The 18,469-nt window shown below is 68.2% G+C and carries 20 protein-coding genes and 1 riboswitch; of the genes, 9 read left to right on the plus strand and 11 right to left on the minus strand.

Features of this window, described 5'->3' with window-relative positions:
• Nucleotides 1-93: 93 nt before the first annotated feature.
• Nucleotides 94-780, minus strand: coding sequence for a dethiobiotin synthase (gene bioD, locus D7T59_RS12430; RefSeq protein WP_180851334.1), 687 nt, complete (start codon nucleotides 778-780; stop codon nucleotides 94-96).
• 67 nt (nucleotides 781-847) lie between these two features.
• Between bioD and D7T59_RS12435 the strand changes: the two genes are divergently transcribed.
• Nucleotides 848-1,330, plus strand: a complete 483-nt coding sequence (locus tag D7T59_RS12435) for a GAF domain-containing protein (RefSeq protein ID WP_049432275.1) — start codon at nucleotides 848-850, stop codon at nucleotides 1,328-1,330.
• Entirely contained in the window at nucleotides 1,327-1,689 is a 363-nt protein-coding gene (locus tag D7T59_RS12440) for a TfoX/Sxy family protein (RefSeq protein WP_180851333.1), read from the plus strand. The genes D7T59_RS12435 and D7T59_RS12440 overlap by 4 nt, the downstream gene beginning before the upstream one ends.
• 91 nt (nucleotides 1,690-1,780) lie before the next feature.
• Here D7T59_RS12440 and D7T59_RS12445 read toward each other — a convergent pair whose 3' ends face one another.
• Nucleotides 1,781-2,359: a histidine phosphatase family protein gene (locus D7T59_RS12445; protein ID WP_164137379.1), complete on the minus strand. Its 579-nt coding sequence runs from the start codon at nucleotides 2,357-2,359 to the stop codon at nucleotides 1,781-1,783.
• 143 nt (nucleotides 2,360-2,502) lie between these two features.
• A riboswitch (cobalamin riboswitch) is annotated at nucleotides 2,503-2,725 on the plus strand.
• A gap of 115 nt (nucleotides 2,726-2,840) precedes the next feature.
• Here D7T59_RS12445 and btuB point away from each other — a divergent pair.
• The gene (gene btuB, locus D7T59_RS12450) at nucleotides 2,841-4,682 is read left to right on the plus strand and encodes a TonB-dependent vitamin B12 receptor (protein ID WP_164137380.1); all 1,842 of its coding nucleotides are present in this window, start codon (nucleotides 2,841-2,843) and stop codon (nucleotides 4,680-4,682) included.
• Between the two features lie 141 nt (nucleotides 4,683-4,823).
• Here btuB and gph read toward each other — a convergent pair whose 3' ends face one another.
• From gph to D7T59_RS12465, 3 genes are all read right to left on the minus strand, one after another.
• Nucleotides 4,824-5,480 carry a phosphoglycolate phosphatase gene (gene gph, locus D7T59_RS12455; protein WP_180851332.1) on the minus strand — a complete coding sequence of 219 codons (657 nt, stop codon included), beginning with the start codon at nucleotides 5,478-5,480 and terminating at the stop codon, nucleotides 4,824-4,826.
• Between the two features lie 64 nt (nucleotides 5,481-5,544).
• A complete protein-coding gene (locus tag D7T59_RS12460) occupies nucleotides 5,545-6,336 on the minus strand; it encodes a class I SAM-dependent methyltransferase (RefSeq protein ID WP_005412139.1) in 792 nt (263 codons plus the stop codon).
• Entirely contained in the window at nucleotides 6,333-7,262 is a 930-nt protein-coding gene (locus D7T59_RS12465) for a LysR family transcriptional regulator (protein ID WP_164137382.1), read from the minus strand. The genes D7T59_RS12460 and D7T59_RS12465 overlap by 4 nt, the downstream gene beginning before the upstream one ends.
• Before the next feature lie 108 nt (nucleotides 7,263-7,370).
• On the opposite strand from D7T59_RS12465, the gene D7T59_RS12470 reads away from it, so the two are divergent.
• Complete coding sequence (locus D7T59_RS12470) at nucleotides 7,371-8,009, plus strand: NAD(P)-dependent oxidoreductase (RefSeq protein ID WP_180851331.1); 639 nt, start codon at nucleotides 7,371-7,373, stop codon at nucleotides 8,007-8,009.
• Nucleotides 8,010-8,095: 86 nt separating this feature from the next.
• Nucleotides 8,096-9,010 carry an MBL fold metallo-hydrolase gene (locus D7T59_RS12475; protein WP_180851330.1) on the plus strand — a complete coding sequence of 305 codons (915 nt, stop codon included), beginning with the start codon at nucleotides 8,096-8,098 and terminating at the stop codon, nucleotides 9,008-9,010.
• A 257-nt stretch (nucleotides 9,011-9,267) separates the two neighbouring features.
• Here the strand turns inward: D7T59_RS12475 and dinB are convergent, their stop codons facing one another.
• Nucleotides 9,268-10,362: a DNA polymerase IV gene (gene dinB / locus D7T59_RS12480; RefSeq protein ID WP_180851329.1), complete on the minus strand. Its 1,095-nt coding sequence runs from the start codon at nucleotides 10,360-10,362 to the stop codon at nucleotides 9,268-9,270.
• Nucleotides 10,363-10,552: 190 nt separating this feature from the next.
• On the opposite strand from dinB, the gene fabA reads away from it, so the two are divergent.
• A complete protein-coding gene (gene fabA / locus D7T59_RS12485; RefSeq protein WP_005415130.1) occupies nucleotides 10,553-11,068 on the plus strand; it encodes a 3-hydroxyacyl-[acyl-carrier-protein] dehydratase FabA in 516 nt (171 codons plus the stop codon).
• Nucleotides 11,068-12,276 carry a beta-ketoacyl-ACP synthase I gene (gene fabB / locus D7T59_RS12490; protein ID WP_164137386.1) on the plus strand — a complete coding sequence of 403 codons (1,209 nt, stop codon included), beginning with the start codon at nucleotides 11,068-11,070 and terminating at the stop codon, nucleotides 12,274-12,276. The genes fabA and fabB overlap by 1 nt, the downstream gene beginning before the upstream one ends.
• Nucleotides 12,277-12,353: 77 nt before the next feature.
• Here fabB and D7T59_RS12495 read toward each other — a convergent pair whose 3' ends face one another.
• The 3 genes from D7T59_RS12495 to D7T59_RS12505 are packed head-to-tail and all read right to left on the minus strand — an operon-like array spanning nucleotide 12,354 to nucleotide 14,796.
• Complete coding sequence (locus D7T59_RS12495) at nucleotides 12,354-13,037, minus strand: HAD family hydrolase (RefSeq protein ID WP_180851328.1); 684 nt, start codon at nucleotides 13,035-13,037, stop codon at nucleotides 12,354-12,356.
• The gene (locus tag D7T59_RS12500) at nucleotides 13,034-13,735 is read right to left on the minus strand and encodes a pseudouridine synthase (protein WP_164137388.1); all 702 of its coding nucleotides are present in this window, start codon (nucleotides 13,733-13,735) and stop codon (nucleotides 13,034-13,036) included. The genes D7T59_RS12495 and D7T59_RS12500 overlap by 4 nt, the downstream gene beginning before the upstream one ends.
• Nucleotides 13,732-14,796 (minus strand): class I SAM-dependent methyltransferase, encoded by a 1,065-nt coding sequence (locus D7T59_RS12505; RefSeq protein WP_180851327.1) that lies wholly within the window; start codon nucleotides 14,794-14,796, stop codon nucleotides 13,732-13,734. The genes D7T59_RS12500 and D7T59_RS12505 overlap by 4 nt, the downstream gene beginning before the upstream one ends.
• Before the next feature lie 159 nt (nucleotides 14,797-14,955).
• On the opposite strand from D7T59_RS12505, the gene D7T59_RS12510 reads away from it, so the two are divergent.
• The gene (locus D7T59_RS12510; protein ID WP_005407925.1) at nucleotides 14,956-15,219 is read left to right on the plus strand and encodes a hypothetical protein; all 264 of its coding nucleotides are present in this window, start codon (nucleotides 14,956-14,958) and stop codon (nucleotides 15,217-15,219) included.
• A 70-nt stretch (nucleotides 15,220-15,289) separates the two neighbouring features.
• On the opposite strand, the gene D7T59_RS12515 is transcribed toward D7T59_RS12510, so the two are convergent.
• Nucleotides 15,290-15,583: a DUF3247 family protein gene (locus D7T59_RS12515; RefSeq protein ID WP_111202444.1), complete on the minus strand. Its 294-nt coding sequence runs from the start codon at nucleotides 15,581-15,583 to the stop codon at nucleotides 15,290-15,292.
• A gap of 43 nt (nucleotides 15,584-15,626) precedes the next feature.
• Complete coding sequence (locus tag D7T59_RS12520) at nucleotides 15,627-17,615, minus strand: hybrid sensor histidine kinase/response regulator (protein WP_180851326.1); 1,989 nt, start codon at nucleotides 17,613-17,615, stop codon at nucleotides 15,627-15,629.
• A gap of 243 nt (nucleotides 17,616-17,858) precedes the next feature.
• Between D7T59_RS12520 and D7T59_RS12525 the strand changes: the two genes are divergently transcribed.
• Complete coding sequence (locus D7T59_RS12525) at nucleotides 17,859-18,425, plus strand: DUF3016 domain-containing protein (protein WP_164137392.1); 567 nt, start codon at nucleotides 17,859-17,861, stop codon at nucleotides 18,423-18,425.
• Nucleotides 18,426-18,469 lie beyond the last annotated feature (44 nt).

The raw sequence follows: 18,469 nt of genomic DNA on the forward strand, positions 1-18,469 counted from the left end.
CTGCACCGGATGCCCGAAAATCCCGCGCTGCGCGCGCGAGTCGACTGACAGTCGACTCTACCCTCTCCGGCATCGATTTCGCGTTTCAGCAATTCAGGCGTCGAACAGGTGTGCCGCCAGCGCCTCACCGCTCGCTCCCGGCAGAAATGGCAGCCGCCCCCAGCACGGCATCGGCAGGCGCTGCCGCAGCGTGGCGAAGTTCTCGTCCTGGCGCTGCATGGCCGGATCGATGTGGTTGCCGATCCAGCCCAGGCAATCCACGCCGCTGGCCTGCAGTGATTGCGCGGTCAGCCGCGCATGGTTCACGCAGCCCAGCCGCATGCCCACCACCAGCAGCACCGGCAACTGCAGCGCCCGCACCAGGTCGAGCTGGTCCAGCGAAGCCGAGACCGGTGCCAGCCAGCCGCCCACACCCTCCACCACCACGATGTCGGCCTGCGCACGCAGCCGCGCGAACGCGGCCACGATCGGCGCCAGCTCCACCTGCACGCCATCCTCGGCAGCGGCAAGTTCCGGTGCCAGCGGCTGCCGCAGCGCGTACGGGTTAAGGTCCGCGTAGTCCGGTACCGGCCAGCTGGCCGCCTGCAGCGCCAGCGCGTCCTCATTGCGCAGGCCCTGCCCCAGGTCTTCGCTGCCGCTGGCCACCGGCTTCATGCCCACCGCGCGCAGGCCGCGCCGGCGCAGCGCGTGCAGCAGCGCGGTGCTGGCCGCGGTCTTGCCGATCTCGGTATCGGTGCCGGTGATGAACAGGGCCGGCGGCAGCGGGGTGGGCAACGGCATCGAGGGCTCCAACAGGGCAACAGTGCGTGCATTATCGCCGGCCCGGCGCGCTTGCTAGACTGCGGGCATGTTCGCCAATGCCTCGCTCACCGGCAGCAAGCCGGAACAATACGCCCAGCTGCTGGAACAGGCCCGTGGCCTGGTCTACGGCGAGTCCGACCGCGTCGCCAACGCGGCCAACCTCTCTGCGCTGGTCTACCATGCCCTGCCCGACCTGAACTGGGTGGGCTTCTATCTGTACGACGGCAAGGAACTGGTGGTCGGCCCGTTCCAGGGCCTGCCGGCCTGCGTGCGCATCCCGCTGGACAAAGGCGTGTGCGGTGCCGCCGCCAGCCAGCGCGTGACCCAGCGCGTGGAGGACGTCGACGCCTTCCCCGGCCATATCGCCTGCGATTCGGCCTCGCGCTCGGAACTGGTGGTGCCGCTACTGCGCGGCGATGAACTGATCGGCGTGTTCGACATCGACAGCCCGAAGGTCGGCCGCTTCGACGCAGAAGATCAGGCCGGCCTGGAAGCCATCGCCCGCGTGTTCGTCGAGGCGTTGGGATGAGCGCACCGAAGCTGCGCAACATCGGCCCGAAAAGTGCGGCGTGGCTGCGCCAGGTCGGCCTGCGAAGCCGCGACGACCTGGTCGCGATCGGAGCCGTCGGCGCCTTCGTGAAGGTCAAGCGCGCTGGCTTCAAGCCCAGCCTGAACCTGCTGTACTCGCTGGAAGGCGCATTGCTGGACTGCCATTGGCAGGAGCTGAGCGAGCCACAGCGTGAAGCACTGGTGCAGGATTACGAAGCGCGCATCGCTGCGCATCCGCTGAAGGCAGCTGGCCCGGCCTCGGGCCCGGTGCATGAGCAGCGCTTCGATGCCGATGATGACGCGGAAGACAGCGTGGCCGAGCACGCCGACGAGGATTGAAGCCTCCGCGTTCCTGGGGATGCCGGCCAGCGGCCGGCACTACCACTGTGATGAGGGATCGGTAGCGCCGGGCCATGCCCGGCGAGTGCCATCAGGGCTGCTGCAGCTCCAGCAGCTCACCCACCAGCCCGACCTCGCCACGCTCCAGCCACACCCGCAGGCGCGTGCCGTGGTCGATGCGCAGCGCCCAGCACAGCGACATCGGCAGACCGCAGACCTGCGACAGCACCATGCGCAACGGGCCACCGTGGCTGACCACCAGCGTCGGCACCGGGTCATCGTCATCAAGCAGGCGATCCAGCGCGCGCGCGATGCGCCGCTCGAAATGGCCCCAGCTCTCGCCGTTCGGCGGCGGGAACGCATGCGGATCGGCGTGGAAGGCGGCCAGCGCATCTTCCGGCAGGTCGAACAGCGATTGCCCGTCCCAGTCGCCGAAATCCAGCTCTTCCCATTCCTCGTCCGCTTCAACGTCCAGCCCGCGCGGGGTGGCGAGCGCCATGGCGGTATGCAGCGAACGCAGCCGCGGCGAACTGATCACCCGCTCCCAGCGTTGCCCGGCATAGGCCTCGACCAGCTCCTGCGGCAGGCCGGCCAGCTGCGGTGGGTCGCTGCGGCCATCAAGGAACTCATCACGGCCGTTGCCGGCATGGCGGACCAGGTCGAGGATCATGCGCGCGTCCCGGACGGGCAACGCAGGTACAGCGGAAAACGGGCGGACATCGGCAACGGCACCACGGGATCGAGCAACCATTCTAAAGGCACAGCAAAGGCAGTCGCGCAGGCGCGACGCAACGGGACGGCCTGCGATGCCGTAGACTGCGCCCACTTCCAGGTGACCTGCGGCCGTGGCCGGCAGGTTGAAACGGGAAGCCGGTGACGCGTGATTCCACGCCATGCCGGCGCTGCCCCCGCAACGGTAAGCACGTCAGTTCCAGGCAATACCGCCACTGTGCCGCAGGCATGGGAAGGCGCCTGGACGGTGGCCTCGCGCCACCCGGCGGCGAGCCCGGAGACCGGCCCGGAAGCCTCAGGTCGCGATGCGGTGGGCATGGCGCTGGATGACCGTGGCGTGCGCTGCGGCATCGGCGCGTGCCTGCCTTCGCGGCTCCTCCCCTTCGCCACGCGGGCGTGCGTGGCACCTGGAGTCCCCCATGAAGCTGCAGTCCCGAATGCTGTCCCTGGCCGTGCTGGCCGCCCTGCCCGCGCTGGCACAGGCCAACGAGGACACCACCGCGCTCGACCAGATCCTGGTCACCGCCACCCGCACCCCGATCGCCCTGCAGGACAGCATCGCGCCGGCACAGGTGATCGACCGCGCGCAGATCGAATCCAGCCAGGCGACCTCGCTGCAGGAACTGCTGCGTGGCCGCGCCGGCATCAACCTGACCAACTCCGGCGGGCTCGGCAAGCAGAGCTCGCTGTTCCTGCGCGGCACCAACTCGGGCCACACCGTGGTGCTGGTTGACGGCGTGCGCATCAACAGCGCCGACCTCGGCCTGGCCATGTACCAGGACCTGCCGCTGGCGCAGATCGAACGCGTGGAAATCGTGCGCGGCCCGCAGTCCAGCCTGTACGGCGCCGACGCCATCGGTGGCGTGATCCAGATCTTCACCCGCCGCAACCAGGGTGACTTCGCCCCGCACTTCCAGCTTGGCGGTGGCAGCAACGGCCTGCGCGAAGCCAGCGGTGGCATTGGCGGTGGTACCGAGCGCGGCTGGTTCGGTGCCGACATCGCCTACCAGCATTCCGACGGCATCGATGCCTGCCGCGGTTCGGCCACGCTGTTCGCCGGCTGCTTCGCCGACGAGCCCGACCGCGACGGCTACCGCAACCTGTCCAAGAGCCTGCGCGGTGGCTACACCTTCAACGACCAGTGGAACGTGGAAGGCAGCGCCCTGCGCGCCGACGGCAGGAACCATTACGACGGTTACTACAACTATTCGGAAACCCGCCAGCAGGTGCTGGCCGGCAAAGTGCGCTACACCCCGTCCGAGCGCCTGGCATTCACCGCCAACGTCGGCCGCAGTGACAACGAGTCGGACAACTTCGGCGACTTCGGTGCACGTGGCAGCGCACAGACCCACCGCGACAGCGCCTCGCTGCAGGGCGACTTCGGCGTGGCCGAAGGCCAGCTGCTGAGCGCAGGCGTGGACTGGAGCGAAGACAACCTGGATGGCAGCAGCGCGGGCTACCTCGTCGACAGCCGCCGCAACACCGGCGTGTTCGTGCAGTACCAGGGCCGCTTCGGCCGCCACCAGCTGCAGGCCAGCGCACGCAACGACGACAACCAGCAGTTCGGCAACCACGCCACCGGCAGCGTTGGCTGGGCCATGGACCTGGGCCACGGTCTGCGCGTCAATGCCAGCTACGGCACGGCCTTCAAGGCACCGACCTTCAGCGACCTGTACGACCCGTGGAGCGGCGTGCCGACGTTGAACCCGGAGAAGTCCAAGAGTGCCAACCTGGGCGTTTCGCAGCAGGGCCAGGGCTGGCACTGGGGCCTGGACGTGTATGAAACCCGCATCGATGACCTGATCACCTACGATGCGGCGACCTTCAAGATGCAGCAGGTGGAGAAGGCCCGCATCCGCGGTGCCGAACTGACCGGTGGCGTGCTGCTGGCCGGCTTCGACATCAACGCGCAGCTTAGCTATACCGACCCGCGCAACCGCACCGGCGGCAGCACCCAGTTCGACAACTGGCTGCCGCGCCGCGCGCAGCAGACCGCGCGCCTGGACATCGACCGCCGCTTCGGCGACTTCCGCGCCGGCCTTACCGTGCAGGGTGCGGGCAAGCGCTATGACGATGCCGCCAACGCAGTGAAGGTCGGCGGCTACGGTACGCTGGACCTGCGCGCCGAGTACGCGTTGACGCCGGAATGGTCGCTGCTGGCGCGTGCCGCCAACGTGTTCGACCGCAGGTATGAGACCGTGGCGTGGTTCAACCAGCCCGGCCGCGAGTACCAGTTGAGCGTGCGTTACCAGCCGAAGTGAGCGCGACGGTCATGGTAGTGCCGGCCGCDGGCCGGCAACATCGTGATCTTCGGCAACGCATTCCAGATTGCCGGCCGGCGGCCGGCACTACCCATTGCGTCGGCCCGGGTTACCGCCCGGCGACCAGGAATGTCCGTTGCATCAGCCCTGCAACCCCGGCAACTCACGCAGGTCGTCGATCACCGCCACCGCATGCGCGGTGGCCAGGTCCAGGCCGCGCGGATAGCCGTAGCGCACCAGTGCGATCGGCATGCCGGCATCTTCGGCGGCGCGGTAGTCGGTCAACGAATCACCCACCATCAGGCAGGACTCCACCGGCAGCCCGAAGTGCGCGGCGATGTGCCGCAGTGGCTCACCGCTGGGCTTGCGCTGCGGCAGCGAATCCCCCCCCAGTACCAGCGCGAATGCATCACCGATGCCCAGGTGCTGCAGCAGCGGCGGCACCAGTGCTTCGGGCTTGTTGGTGCAGATCGCCAGCGGCACGTTGCGCGCACGCAGTTGCGCCAGCGCTTCGCCCACGCCATCGAACAGCCGCGGGCTGCGCAGCAGGCATTCGCGGTAGTGCACCATGAATACCGGCATCACCTCGGCCAGGTCGACCTCACGACCAGCGGCATGCACCGCCTGTTCGACCAGGCGGCGCACACCGTCGCCGATCCAGCCCAGCACGGTGGCTTCCGGCACGCGCGCCACGCCGATGTCCTCCAGCGTGCGGTTCAGCGCTTCGGCAATATCGGCAGCGCTGTCGACCAGCGTGCCATCGAGGTCGAACACGACCAGCGGATACGGATACGACAAGGGACAGCACCTGCATGACGTGGGGCCGTCCATTGTACGCCGCAGTGTTTTGGGCAGCCCTGCCTCAACCGATCCTGCGCGCGCGCGTGGCCAGGAACGTGGGCAGGTAACGGTCGATCAGGAAGCGCGGCTGCGGCTGCCAGTCTTCCATGAAGCGATCGATGACGAAGCCGGCATCGAGCTGGCCACCGATCAGTTCGGTCAGGCTGTGGCCGAAGGTCAGCGCATCGCCCCGCGCCAGTTTCGCCTCGCGCTCGGCCGGTGGCAGATCTTCCAGATCCGAATAGGGAATGGCGTACTGCGGCCGGATCAGGCCCTGTGCATCCAGCTGCGGATCGCGCGCACCGACGAACAGCACCGGGTTGTAGAAGCTGGCCATCAGCATGCCATCGCGCGCCAGCACGCGGCGGCATTCGGTCCACACCGGCCGGACGTCAGGCACGTACAGGTTGGAGATCGGGTGGAACACCACATCGAAGCTGTCGTTGGCGAAGGCGTGCAGATCGCGCATGTCGCCCTGCACCGTGCGCAGTTGCAGGCCATCACGCGCCGCCACCTGACGATCCTGCTCGAGCTGGCCATCGGACAGATCGAACACGGTCACCTCCGCCCCGGCCGCCGCCAGCACCGGGGCCTGCTGGCCACCGCCCGAGGCCAGGCAGAGGATGCGGCGGCCGCGCACATCACCCAGCCAGTCCAGCGGCAGCGCGCGCGGGGTCAGGTGCACCTGCCAGCGGCCATCGCGCGCGGCGGCAATCGTTGAGCTTTCCACCGGGCGCGACCATTCGCGCACTTCGCTGGCCTGGCGGTCCCAGGCAGCACGGTTGTGGTCGATCAAGGCCTGTCCATGGTTCATGTGTTCTCCTTGCCCGGTGGGCGCCAATCCAGATCCTGGAAGGCCGGGCTGGCGAAGCACTCGCCCAGGAAATCCAGGAATCGCCGCATGATAGCGGGCTGCTGGCGCCGTGATGCGTACACGGCATGAATGCCGAGTTCGTCCAGACTGAATCCGGGCAGCAGTTCGATCAGCTCGCCACTGCGCAGCAGCGGCGCCACCTGGTAGGTCGGCAGCATGGCGATGCCGGCGCCGGCACGCACCGCTTCCAGCAGCAGCGAGGCTTCGTTGGCGCTGATGTTGCCGCCCACCGCCACCGACAGTGAACGGCCATCGCGGTGCAGCTGCCACAGGCTCTTGCCCACGTAGTGATGGGTCAGGCAGTTGTGCGCGGCCAGGTGTTCCGGTGCGGTAGGCGTACCGCGTGCCTGCAGGTAGGACGGCGTCGCGCACAGCACCGAGCGGCAGGTGGCCAGCCGTCGTGCGATCAGGCTGGGGTCGATCTGGCGGGCGATGCGCACCGCAAGGTCCACGCGCTCCTCCACCAGGTTCACGGTGCGGTCGACCAGCAGCAGTTCGATGCGCGCCGCCGGGTGGCGTGCGACGAAAGCGGCCACCGCCCGCGCCAGGTGGCTCTGCCCGAACGACACGCTGGCGGTCACCCGCAACGTGCCGTGCGGTTCGGGATCGTCGCTGGCCAGCTCACCCTGCAGTTCCTCGCCGATGGCCAGCATCTGCCGGAATCGCACCAGCGCCGCCTCGCCGGGCCCGGTCAGGCTGACCCGGCGCGTGGTCCGGTGCAGCAGGCGCGCGCCCAGCCAACCCTCGACCTCGGCCAGGTAGCGGGTGACCATCGCCCGCGACATGTCCAGCACCTCGGCGGCGGCGGTGAGACTGCCGCGCTCGGCCACCTCGACGAACACGGTCATGGCGGTCAATCGGTCCATATGCTCGATCCATGCAACAAACAAGCGCGTTATACGCTGTTTTTCGAGCGACTGCAGCGGCCTAGAGTGGCCCCATTCCCACCCCACACCGCCCCACGGAGTCCTGCCATGAAGATCGCCCTCGTTGGTTCCACCGGCAACATCGGCCGCCAGATCGCCCGCCACGCGCTGGCCCGCGGCCACGAACTCACCGTCATCGTGCGCAGCGCGCAGGATCTTCCGGCCGAACTGGCCGGTGCCCATCCGGTGATCGCCTCGCTGGATGACCCGGATGCCCTGGTCGCCGCCATCGCCGGCCACGACGTGCTGGCCAGCGCCTATGGCCCGCGTCCGGGCGATGACATCGGCCGCGTCGGCGAAGTGGCCGCGCAGCTGGCCGCCGCCGCGCGCAAGGCCGGTGTACCGCGCCTGGTGGTGGTCGGTGGCGCCGGCAGCCTGGAAGTCGCGCCGGGCGTGCAGCTGGTCGATACCCCCAACTTCCCGGAGGCCTACAAGCCGTACGCGCTGGCCCATCGTGAAGCCTTCAATCGCCTGCAGGCGGTGGACGACCTGGACTGGACCTTCTTCTCGCCGGCCGCCGAAATCGGCCCGGGCGAAGAGCGCGGCCAGTACCGCGTGCAGCCCAGGGCCTTCCTGGCCGACGCCAGCGGCCACAGCCGCATCAGCTACGCCGACTACGGCGCCGCGTTCGTCGCCGAGCTGGAAGCGCACCAGTACCCGAAGCAGATCATCACCGCGGCGTATTGATGCCAGGCCGCCGGGCATGGCCCGGCGCTACCCACCTGTAGAGCCAGGCCCACGCTCGGCTCGCCGTCCGCCACAAGGAATGCCCCATGCGTACCGCTGCCCTGCTGCTTCCCCTCGCCCTGGCCGCCACCTTCACCAGTGCGCCGTTGCTTGCTGCATCGGCCTCGTCCCCGACGCCGGCCACGGCGACCAGATCCCAGCTGCACCTGCAGACCTTCCATCCGGGCCCGCAGGCGATGTTCTCGGTGTCTTCGGTGCTGATCGAAGGCCGCCATGACGCGATCCTGGTCGATGCGCAGTTCGGCGCCAGCGACGCGCGCAAGCTGGTCGGGCTGATCCGTGCCAGCGGCAAGCAGCTGACCACGATCTACATCAGCCACGGCGATCCGGATTACTACTTCGGCCTGGCCACGCTGCAGGATGCCTTCCCGCAGGCACGCATCGTCGCCACCGCGCAGACCGTTGCCCACATCCAGCAGAGCCAGGCCGGCAAGCTGGCCTACTGGGGGCCGAAGATGGGTGCAGACGTGCCGGCACGCATCGTGGTGCCGCAGGTGCTGGACGGTGACGCCCTGCAGCTGGAAGGCCAGCGCCTGCCGCTGATCGGCCTGGACGGCCCGACCCCGGACCGCACGGTGCTGTGGGTGCCGTCGCTGCGCGCGATCGTCGGTGGTATTCCAGTGGTGGCCGGCGAACACGTGTGGATGGCCGATACGCAGACACCGAAATCGCATGCCGACTGGCTGCAGACCCTGCAGCGGTTGCAGGCGCTGAAGCCGAAGGTGGTGGTGCCGGGGCATTACGCGCCGGGTGCGGCGCTGGATGCCAGTGCGCTGCGCTTCACCGCAGACTACATCCGCGCCTTCGATGTTGAAACGGCCAAGGCCAAGGACAGTGCGGCGCTGGTGAAGGCGATGCAGGCCCGCTACCCGAAGCTGGCAGGCGTGGCGTCGCTGGAGTTGAGTGCGAAGGTGGCCAAGGGCGAGATGCAGTGGCCATGAAGTAGGGAGTTTTCTTTTGCAGGGCTGCGCCCTGCACCCGCAGAGGCAACAGCAACGGCAGAAGCTGGTTTCCTGAGGGTGGGCGAGGTGGGGCCGGTTGCGGGGGACGCCGTGAATCCGTCCATGGAGGCTCGGTCGCGCCATCCATGGCGCTCACGCCGCCGCAACCGGACCCACCCCGCCTTCGACAGATTTTCGCGATCTGCTGGGGTCGGATCCCGTTGCTGCGCAACGGGCTCTGACCCCGTCTTTGACGATCAGATGGATGTGGAATCGTTCGTTTCGTGCTCGAACAATTCCCCCTGCACCACCGGCTCCTTTTCGCGGAAGCCACCTAGCCCGACGCCGACCAGGCGGTAGCGGGTCTCTGCGGGCAGGTCCACCCTCGCGCGCAGCGCCAGGGCGATGTCGCGCAGTTCTTCCATCGATTCCGGCGGGCGCTCCGGGGTGAAGCTGCGGGTCAGTATCCGGAACTGCGCGGTCTTCAGTTTCAGCACCACGGTGTGGCCGATGCGCTCGGTCTTGCGCGTGGCGTTCCAGGTCTTCCCGGCCAGCTGCACGATGGCCTCGGTCAGGTCTTCCAGCAGCAGGTCCTCGGCGAAGGTGTCCTCCGAGGAAATCGACTGCACCTGCTGGTCCGGTTCCACCGGCCGCTCGTCGATGCCGCGTGCGCGGTTGTACAGGCTGCGGCCGAAGCTGCCGAATGCTTCTTCCAGGTCGATCAGCGCCCACTGCCGCAGGTCACCGCAGGTGACGATGCCGCGCGCGGCCAGCTTGCCTTCCATGACCTTGCCGACACCGGGCACGCGGTTCACCGGCAGCGGTGCCAGGAACGCATCCACGCGCTGCGGCGGAATCACGAACTGGCCGTCGGGCTTGCGCCAGTCCGAGGCGATCTTGGCCAGGAACTTGTTTGGCGCGATGTCGGCTGAAGCAGTCAGGTTCGTTTCCTCGCGGATCTGCGCGCGGATGGTGCGGGCGATGTCGGTGGCCAGTTCGATGCCACTCTTCGGCTCGGTCACGTCCAGGTAGGCCTCGTCCAGCGACAGCGGCTCGACCAGGTCGGTATGGCGCAGGAAGATCGCGCGTACCTGCTGTGACACCGCCTTGTAACGCGCGAAGTCCGGCGGCACGAAGATCGCGTCCGGGCACAGGCGCTCGGCACGCACGGCAGGCATCGCCGAACGCACGCCGAACACGCGCGCCTCGTAGGACGCCGCGCATACGACCGAGCGGGCGCCACGCCATGCCACGACCACCGGCTTGCCGCGCAGTGACGGATCGTCGCGCTGCTCCACCGACGCGTAGAACGCGTCCATGTCAACGTGGATGATCTTGCGCAGTCGGGTCATGTCAGGTGGAAAAGGCGGGGCCGGGCCGGGTGGGCCACACGCCGAAGTATGGTCGTTGCACATCAACAGGATGCGCATATTCCCTTGAAAACACTACGGTTGCGTACGGTTGAAATGTTTGATCGGCGCAGTTTCCACGGGCATTCTCGGGCGCTTGTTTCCCTGTTCTTCGCTTCCAGGATTGTGCTTCATGACCCGTCTCCACGCGTTCAACCGCGAACAGCTGCTGGCCAGCGCACGCGGTGAACTGTTCGGCACCGCCGCCGGCCGTTTGCCCAACGACCCGATGCTGATGTTCGACCGCATCACCGACATCCGCGAGGACGGCGGACCGCATGGCAAAGGCATGGTACGCGCCGAACTGGATATCCGCCCGGACCTGTGGTTCTTCGGCTGCCACTTCATCGGCGACCCGGTGATGCCCGGCTGCCTGGGCCTGGATGCCATGTGGCAGCTGACCGGCTTCTTCCTGACCTGGCTGGGCGCCCCCGGCAAGGGCCGCGCGCTGGGCTGTGGCGAGGTGAAGTTCACCGGCCAGGTACTGCCGGATGCCAAGCTCGTGCGTTACGAGATCGACATCAGCCGCGTCATCAACCGCAAGCTGGTGATGGCCCAGTCCGATGCCCGCATGTACGTGGATGACCGCGAGATCTACAGCGCGCGCGACCTGCGCGTCGGCCTGTTCACTGAAACCGGGAGCTTCTGATGCGTCGCGTCGTCATCACCGGCATGGGCATCACGTCCTGCCTCGGCAATGATCTGGATACCGTTTCGGCCGCGCTGCGTGAAGGGCGCTCCGGCATCACCGCACTGGCCGACCATGCCGAGGCCGGCCTGCGCAGCCAGATCGGCGGTCGCGTCGATCTCGATCTGGACGCGCTGATCGACCGCAAGCAGAAGCGCTTCATGAGCGACGCAGCGGCCTTCGCCTATCTGGCCATGCGCGATGCCATCGCCGATGCCGGCCTCAGCACCGAGCAGGTCAGCAGCCTGCGTACCGGCCTGATCGCCGGCTCCGGTGGCGGCTCCAGCGAATGGCAGATCGGCGCGGTCGATCTGCTGCGCGAGCGCGGCGTGCGCAAGGTCGGCCCGTACATGGTGCCGCGCACGATGTGCTCGACCGTCTCGGCCTGCCTGGCCACCGCCTACCAGATCAAGGGCGTCAGCTACTCGCTGTCGGCCGCCTGCGCGACGTCGGCGCACTGCATCGGCGCCGCAGCGGACATGATCCGCCATGGCGCGCAGGACATCATGTTCGCCGGCGGCGGTGAAGACCTGCACTGGTCGATGAGCGTGATGTTCGACGCGATGGGCGCACTGTCGACCAGCTTCAACGAGACCCCGGCCAGCGCCTCGCGTCCGTACGACAAGGACCGCGACGGCTTCGTCATCGCCGGCGGCGGCGGCATGCTGGTGCTGGAAGACTACGACCACGCGGTTGCCCGCGGTGCGCACATCCATGCCGAGCTGATCGGCTATGGCGTCACCTCCGATGGCGCCGACATGGTTGCTCCGTCCGGTGAAGGCGCGGTGCGCTGCATGAAGATGGCGCTGCAGGGCGTCGATCGCCCGCTGGACTACCTGAACACCCACGGCACCTCGACCCCGCTGGGCGATGTCACCGAGCTCAACGCCATCCGCGAAGTGTTTGGCGATGCAGTCCCGCCGCTGTCGTCGACCAAGGCGTTGTCCGGCCACTCGCTGGGTGCGGCCAGCGTGCATGAGGCGATCTACTGCCTGCTGATGATGCGCGACGGCTTCGTCGCCGGTTCGGCCAACATCGGCGAGCTGGACCCGAAGGTGGAGAGCTTCCCGATCCTGCGCCAGAGCCGTGAGCAGAAGCTGGATACGGTGATGTCCAACAGCTTCGGCTTCGGCGGCACCAATGCCGCGCTGGTGTTCGGGCGGGTGTGATTGGAAGGGGTGTGCCAACCAAGGTTGGCACCCACCGGGGCATTGGGGTGTGCCGACCAACGGTCGGCACCTACCGGTTATTTCGGCAGCAGCGGCAGCAGCAACGTGTGCGCGTCCAGCAGCGAGCCGACGATGCGGTGGCCCAGTGCGCGCAGCTCTTCATCCGGATGCACCAGGTCCGGCACCTGGATCACGGTCATGCCAGCCGCCAGTGCGGCCCGCGTGCCGGCCGGTGAGTCCTCCAGCGCCAGGCAGCGTTCCGGCGCCTGGCCCAGCTTCTGTGCGGCCAGCAGGTAGATATCCGGCGCCGGCTTCGGCCGTGCCACGTCACCACTGGTGATCACCGCATCGAAGTACGGCAGCAGGCCGGCAGCGGCCAGCTTGCGGTTGGCCCGCGGCTGCCGCGTGGTGGTCGCCACCGCGCGCGGAATCGCATGCGCCTTCAGCAGTTCCAGCAGCTCCAGGATGCCCGGCCGCAAGGGCAGGCCGGTCTGCGTGCGTGCTTCATACAGCTCGTGGCAGCGCGCGGCCACCGCCTCGATCACGCTGTCCTCGATGCCCTGCGCACGCAGCAGCGCGTGCGTATCGCGATCACCGAGGCCGACCATGCGCAGGAACACCGTTTCATCCAGGCCCAGTCCGAACTCGTCGGCGGCCTGGCTCCAGCAGGCCAGCGAGACCCGCTCGCTGTCGATCATCAGGCCGTCCATGTCGAAGATGACGGCGTCGGGGAGGAACGGCAGCGCAGCAATGGTGGTCATGGAGCGAACAGCGTATCCAGATCGGTGGAAGTGAGCTGCCGCCATTGCCCCTCGTCCAGCCCCTGCAGATCCAGCCCGCCAACGCGGCTGCGATGCAGGGCCTGCACGTGGTTGCCGGTGGCGGCGAACATGCGGCGTACCTGATGGTAGCGGCCTTCGTGCAACACCAGGCGCGCGCGGCGCGCATCCAGCACTTCCAGTTCAGCCGGCAGCAGGGGCGTCTTCTCGGACTCCAGCATCAGCGTGCCGCTGGCGAACAGGGCCACCTCGTCGCCGCGCAGGTCGTCGCTCAGCTCCACTTCGTAGACCTTGGGCAGCTTCGACTTCGGCGAGATGATCCGGTGCAGCAGGCCACCATCGTCGGTCAGCAGCAGCAGGCCACTGGTCTCGCGGTCGAGGCGGCCCACCGTGGACAGCACCGGATCGCGGTCGCGGAAGCGCGCTGGCAGCAGGTCGTAGATCAGGCGGCCGGTGTCCTTGGTCGAGCAGGTGTAGCCGGCCGGCTTGTGCAGCGCGATCGACAGCCCCACCGGCGGATCCAGCGGTTCGCCGTCAACGCGGATGGCCTCGTGCGGCACCTGGTCGTCGGCGTACAGCACCTCGCCCTCGGCGTCGGTGACGCGTCCCTCGCGGAACATCCACTGCACCTGCTTGCGGCTGCCATAGCCCAGGTTGGCGATGTGCTTGACCAGTTTCATCGGCCCTTGCCCTTCACTGCTTCCACCAGCTTGAAGCCATCGCGCTCGGCGACCACGCGCACCGCGCCGAAGCTCTCGTTGAGCGTGTATTCGTAGGGCAGGTGGCGGTTGGCCACAACGTACAGGCGCCCGCCCGGGCGCAACGCCTGTGCGGCCACGGCGATGAAGCGCTGGCCGATGTCGGGGCGGTCGGCACGCGACGGCGTGTGGAACGGCGGATTGCTGATGATGACGTCGTAGCCCGGCTCGATGCCGGCGGTGACGTCCTGCCACAGGAAGCGCAGCGGCAGCGGGCGCGGCGGCGGTGCCAGGTTCAGTTCGGCCAGCGCCAGCGCACGTTGCTCGGCCTCGTACAGGTCCAGCGCGGTGATCTTCGGGCAACGCTCCAGCAGCTCGCGCGACAGGTAGCCGTAGCCTGCGCCGAGGTCGGCTGCACGCCCGGCCAGGTCGGCCGGCAGATGCTCGGCCAGCAGCGCCGACGCCGGGTCGATGCGGTCCCAGGCGAACACGCCCGGGCGGCTGAGGAAACGGCCCCCGACAATCGGGCGCACCGCATCCAGCGCCGACCAGCGCTTGGCCAGGTCGGCATCGTGCTGGCCCTGCAGCGGGGAGGTCCAGTACACGCGGCAGTGGTTCTTGGTCAGGCTGCCACCGAGACCGGTCAACTGCTTGAGGTCGCCCTCGCCCGAGCGCGCGCCTTCGTTGTTGGACTGGCAGGCAACGATGCGGCCGCCGTCGGCGACCAGGGCCAGCGCGCGGGCGAACAGTGCACGGGCTTCTTCGCGCTGGCGCGGCGGCAGCACCAGCACCAGCGGGTAGCGGCCCTTGCCGGCGGCATCGTCCAGCTGGCCGCTGACGGTCCAGCCGGCAGCCTGCTGCAGCGGTTGCGCGAACGGGGCAAAACTCTGCTCGCAGTGCACCTCGCGGCTACCCGCCGCCTCGCGCAACGGCCAGCCGTCGCGGGCACGCAGGAAGGCCACCGGGCCCTCCGGCCAGCGCAGGGCACCTTGGGAGAACGGCAGGAACAGGGTCTGCAGGGGGGCGTCGTCGCTGGAGGCCATCGGCGCGGGTACTTCAAGCGTGGGGGCCGTCCATTGTACCGGCTTGGCCGGGTCGGCCCCGCCAGGCCGCTTTGCGAAACCCGAACGGGGCCTTGATCCGCCAGCAACATTGGAACGTTCAGGGTAGAGGCTCCCCCCCGGAAACCCAGGAGAACCTGCATGCGAGCCTTGTTCGTCGGTGGCGTGGTCGACAACAGTGAAATGGACCTGGAAGGCAGCCATCCGCCCGTGCACTACCCCGAGGACACCGGCGGCGGCCACTCGCGCTACCGGCTGCACCAGGTCGGCCATGGCGCCGACGGCAGCGTGGCCTATGCGGTGTACGGCGCGCCGGACCTGGCCGACGACGAGGTGGCGCGGGTCGCGGAAGAGCGCGCCTATGCACGCCGTTTCGAAGCGACGCCGACGTTGTTCGAGCATTGACACATCTGTAGCGCCCGAGCCCACGCTCGGGCGACGGCGCAGCCGAGCGTGGGCTCGGCTCTACATCGGATCAAGGCGCCCTGGGTGGCAGGCGGTTGACGCTGGCGATCTCGTCCAGCCACACATGGTGCTGCTGCACCGGCGTGTCGTAGTCATCCAGGCGCAGCTGGCCGTTGCTGCCTTCATCACCGGCGTCGTTGCGGTATTGCTGCACGGTCGGCTTCACCGCCACCGTGCCGAGCAGGCGCCGGCCATCGTGCAGGGTCAGTTCCACCTGCGTTTCGCCTTCCAGCTGCGGCAGCAGGGCTTCCAGGCGCGCGATCTGCGCCGGGTCGGTGTGGATGCGGGGAGCTGTACGGGACATCGGCGACCTCCTGCGTGCAGGGTCGCCGATCGGCCGTGAATGCTCAGTGCAGCGCGCTGTCGGCGCGCGGCACCTGAACCTTGCGCACCGCGGCCACCAGCTGCGCCACCGAATACGGCTTGGCCACATGCTCCTGGAAGCCCGACGCCAAGGCACGACGGCGGTCATCGGCACGCGCCAGCGCAGTAACCGCCACCGCGGGCAGCATCGCCGCATCCACGCCCATGTCCTCGCGCAGCGTGCGCACCAGCCCATAGCCATCCATGCCCGGCATGCCGATGTCGGTCAGCATCACGTGGTACTGCAGATGGCCAGTGTCGGCCAGCAGTGCCAGTGCCTCGCCGGCCGAACTGGCCGCCGACACGCTGGCACCCTGCTCTTCCAGCATGCGGCGCAGGTATTCCAGCACCTCCGGCTGGTCTTCCACCGCCAGCACATGCATGCCCCGCAGCGGATACGGCTCGACGATCACCGGCTCCAGGATCGGCCCGCTGATGACTTCGCGCAGCGGCCGGCGCTCGGCATCCGGCAGGTGCTGGGGCAGGCGCACGGTGAACGTGGCGCCGTGGCCATGGCCTTCGCTGGCGGCGGCAACGGTGCCGCCGTGCAGTTCGACCAGCTGCTGCACGATCGCCAGGCCCAGGCCGAGGCCGCCATGGCGGCGCGTGGTGGTGCCATCGGCCTGGCGGAAGCGGCTGAACAGGTGGTTGAGGAACTCCGGTGCGATGCCATCACCGGTATCGCGCACCGTAATCATCCACTGGTTGCCGTCGGCCTGCAGCTGCACGTCGATGCGGCCTTCGGCCGGGGTGAACTTGATTGCATTCGACAGCAGGTTCCAGAACACCTGCTGCAGCCGGGTGGCATCGCCGAGCACGGGGCTTGGCTGCTCGGGCAACTGCAGGTGCACGTCCAGCGCCTTGCCCTCGGCCACCAGTTCCTGCGCGCCGATGGCTTCGCCAAGCAGCGTGCGCAGGTCCAGCACTTCCACCTCCAGCTGTACCTTGCCCAGCAGCATGCTGCTGAGATCGAGCATGTCCGAGATCAGCCGCTTCTGCGCGCCGGCGCTGTTGGCGATCACGTTCAGGCCCTTGTACAGCGGGCTGGTGTTGTCCACCCGCTGCAGCAGCAGTTCGCTCCAACCGAGGATGGTGGTCAGCGGCGTGCGCAGTTCGTGCGACAGCGTGGCCAGGAATTCGTCCTTCAGCCGCGCCATGTTCTCGGCGGCACTGCGCGCGGCGCGCTCGGACTGCAGCAGTTCCTCGCGTGCCAGTTCGATCTCGCGGCGCTCGGTCACGTCCGGACTGCTGCCGGCCAGGCCGATGAAGCGGCCCATGCGCGAGAAGCGCGGGCGCGCGTTCATCTCCAGCCAGCGCCACTGGCCATCGGCGCGCCGCGCGCGTACCAGCGCATGCATCGAACGCTGCGCCCTCAGTGCTTCTTGCAGCTCGTACTCGAATACCGACGCATCGTCCGGATGCACCAGGCCGCGCCAGACATCTTCCGGAACGCGTGTTTCGTCGCCACCGAAGAACTCGCTGAAGGCGCTGTTGACGAAGCGGGCGTGGCCGCGCTCGTCGAGCACCCATACCGGCATCGGCAGGCCATCGGCCAGTGCGCTGAAGCGGGCTTCGCTTTCGCCCAGCTCCACTTCCATCTGCTTGCGCGCGGTGATGTCGAAGAACAGGATGCCGACCTTGTCCTCGCCCGGCCGGCCCACGCGCACCGCGTCAACCGCGAACGAGCGGCCCAGCGCGCGCGCTTCCATCTCGAACTGGGCGGGGCGACCGCTGCGTGCGACCTCGCCGTAGATGCGGAACCAGTCCTGCTCGTGGTGCGGCTCGAGCAGGCTCATGCGCTGGCCGCGCGCGTCCTTCAGGCCGGTGTGGCGCTCGAACGCGTCGTTGACCTCGATGAAACGGTAGTCCACCGCGCGGTCACCCTCGAACAGCACCTGGATCACGCAGAAACCAGCGTTGATGCGCTCAAGCACGCCATGATGCAGGTCGGGTTCGGGCGCCGGCACCATCATCGGTGGGCGCTCAACTAGGGGCGGCAGTGTGGACAAGGGCGTCTGGACGGGCCGGATTGGAGGCACAGCATCTTCCAGAGAGCGTATTCACAGCGTCAAGCGCCGTCAGTCAGGGTTGACGACGATGAATTGGCGGCAACCACTCTTGCGCATGACGCATTCGGCCATTGCCGTTGCCCGGGAGCGGGATCACACTCGATCCGTGATCAATATTGTCCCCCTCAGGGGATGCAGGAGACCGTCATGAACCGCTCACTTGCTGCCGCCCTTCTGCTGGCCAGTGCCCTCGTGGCAGGTGGCGCCAACGCTGCGCCACGCGCGGTGACCGATCCGGAAGCCCCGCGTGCGCTGCAGGCCGATGGCCCGGTCAGCGTGAAGTGGGACGATCCGGCCAAATTCACCGAGATCCGCCAGAGCAGCAACCGCTTCGAGGCCGAACGCGGCGACTGGGTCCAGCAGCTGGCGCGCTACGTGCAGACCACTGCCGCCAAACCCCTGCAACCGGGGCAGACCCTGGATGTGACCCTGGTCGACATCAAGCGGGCCGGTGACTACGAGCCGTGGCATGGCCCGCGCGGGCGCGACATCCGCATCATGCGCGACATCTACCCACCGCGGATCACCCTGCAGTACACGCTGAAGGACGCCAGCGGCCGCATTGTCAGTGAAGGTGACGCGCGCCTGAGTGACACCGGCTACCTGCACAACGTTGGGCTGAAGAGCGAAAGTGATCCCCTGCGCTACGAGAAGCGCCTGATCGATGACTGGGTCAAGCGCCAGCTGGCCAGCCAGGCGACCGCTGCGCGGTAAGGCCCATCGGCAGGTGTCGACCTTGGTCGACACGCATTCACGGT

Origin of the sequence: Stenotrophomonas maltophilia, assembly GCF_013464915.1 — a bacterium.
GTDB classification, from domain to species: Bacteria; Pseudomonadota; Gammaproteobacteria; order Xanthomonadales; family Xanthomonadaceae; genus Stenotrophomonas; species Stenotrophomonas maltophilia_AT.

Bases quoted from the DNA above. Each gene is read 5' to 3' on its own strand.
- D7T59_RS12505 (WP_180851327.1), bottom strand. From the start codon at position 14,796: ATGGCCTCCAGCGACGACGCCCCCCTGCAGACCCTGTTCCTGCCGTTC.
- D7T59_RS12525 (WP_164137392.1), top strand. From the start codon at position 17,859: ATGAACCGCTCACTTGCTGCCGCCCTTCTGCTGGCCAGTGCCCTCGTG.
- D7T59_RS12440 (WP_180851333.1), top strand. From the start codon at position 1,327: ATGAGCGCACCGAAGCTGCGCAACATCGGCCCGAAAAGTGCGGCGTGG.
- fabB (WP_164137386.1), top strand. From the start codon at position 11,068: ATGCGTCGCGTCGTCATCACCGGCATGGGCATCACGTCCTGCCTCGGC.
- D7T59_RS12500 (WP_164137388.1), bottom strand. From the start codon at position 13,735: ATGAAACTGGTCAAGCACATCGCCAACCTGGGCTATGGCAGCCGCAAG.
- D7T59_RS12475 (WP_180851330.1), top strand. From the start codon at position 8,096: ATGCGTACCGCTGCCCTGCTGCTTCCCCTCGCCCTGGCCGCCACCTTC.
- bioD (WP_180851334.1), bottom strand. From the start codon at position 780: ATGCCGTTGCCCACCCCGCTGCCGCCGGCCCTGTTCATCACCGGCACC.
- D7T59_RS12495 (WP_180851328.1), bottom strand. From the start codon at position 13,037: ATGACCACCATTGCTGCGCTGCCGTTCCTCCCCGACGCCGTCATCTTC.
- dinB (WP_180851329.1), bottom strand. From the start codon at position 10,362: ATGACCCGACTGCGCAAGATCATCCACGTTGACATGGACGCGTTCTAC.
- D7T59_RS12465 (WP_164137382.1), bottom strand. From the start codon at position 7,262: ATGGACCGATTGACCGCCATGACCGTGTTCGTCGAGGTGGCCGAGCGC.
- fabA (WP_005415130.1), top strand. From the start codon at position 10,553: ATGACCCGTCTCCACGCGTTCAACCGCGAACAGCTGCTGGCCAGCGCA.
- btuB (WP_164137380.1), top strand. From the start codon at position 2,841: ATGAAGCTGCAGTCCCGAATGCTGTCCCTGGCCGTGCTGGCCGCCCTG.
- D7T59_RS12445 (WP_164137379.1), bottom strand. From the start codon at position 2,359: ATGATCCTCGACCTGGTCCGCCATGCCGGCAACGGCCGTGATGAGTTC.
- D7T59_RS12435 (WP_049432275.1), top strand. From the start codon at position 848: ATGTTCGCCAATGCCTCGCTCACCGGCAGCAAGCCGGAACAATACGCC.
- D7T59_RS12470 (WP_180851331.1), top strand. From the start codon at position 7,371: ATGAAGATCGCCCTCGTTGGTTCCACCGGCAACATCGGCCGCCAGATC.
- D7T59_RS12520 (WP_180851326.1), bottom strand. From the start codon at position 17,615: ATGATGGTGCCGGCGCCCGAACCCGACCTGCATCATGGCGTGCTTGAG.
- D7T59_RS12515 (WP_111202444.1), bottom strand. From the start codon at position 15,583: ATGTCCCGTACAGCTCCCCGCATCCACACCGACCCGGCGCAGATCGCG.
- D7T59_RS12460 (WP_005412139.1), bottom strand. From the start codon at position 6,336: ATGAACCATGGACAGGCCTTGATCGACCACAACCGTGCTGCCTGGGAC.
- D7T59_RS12510 (WP_005407925.1), top strand. From the start codon at position 14,956: ATGCGAGCCTTGTTCGTCGGTGGCGTGGTCGACAACAGTGAAATGGAC.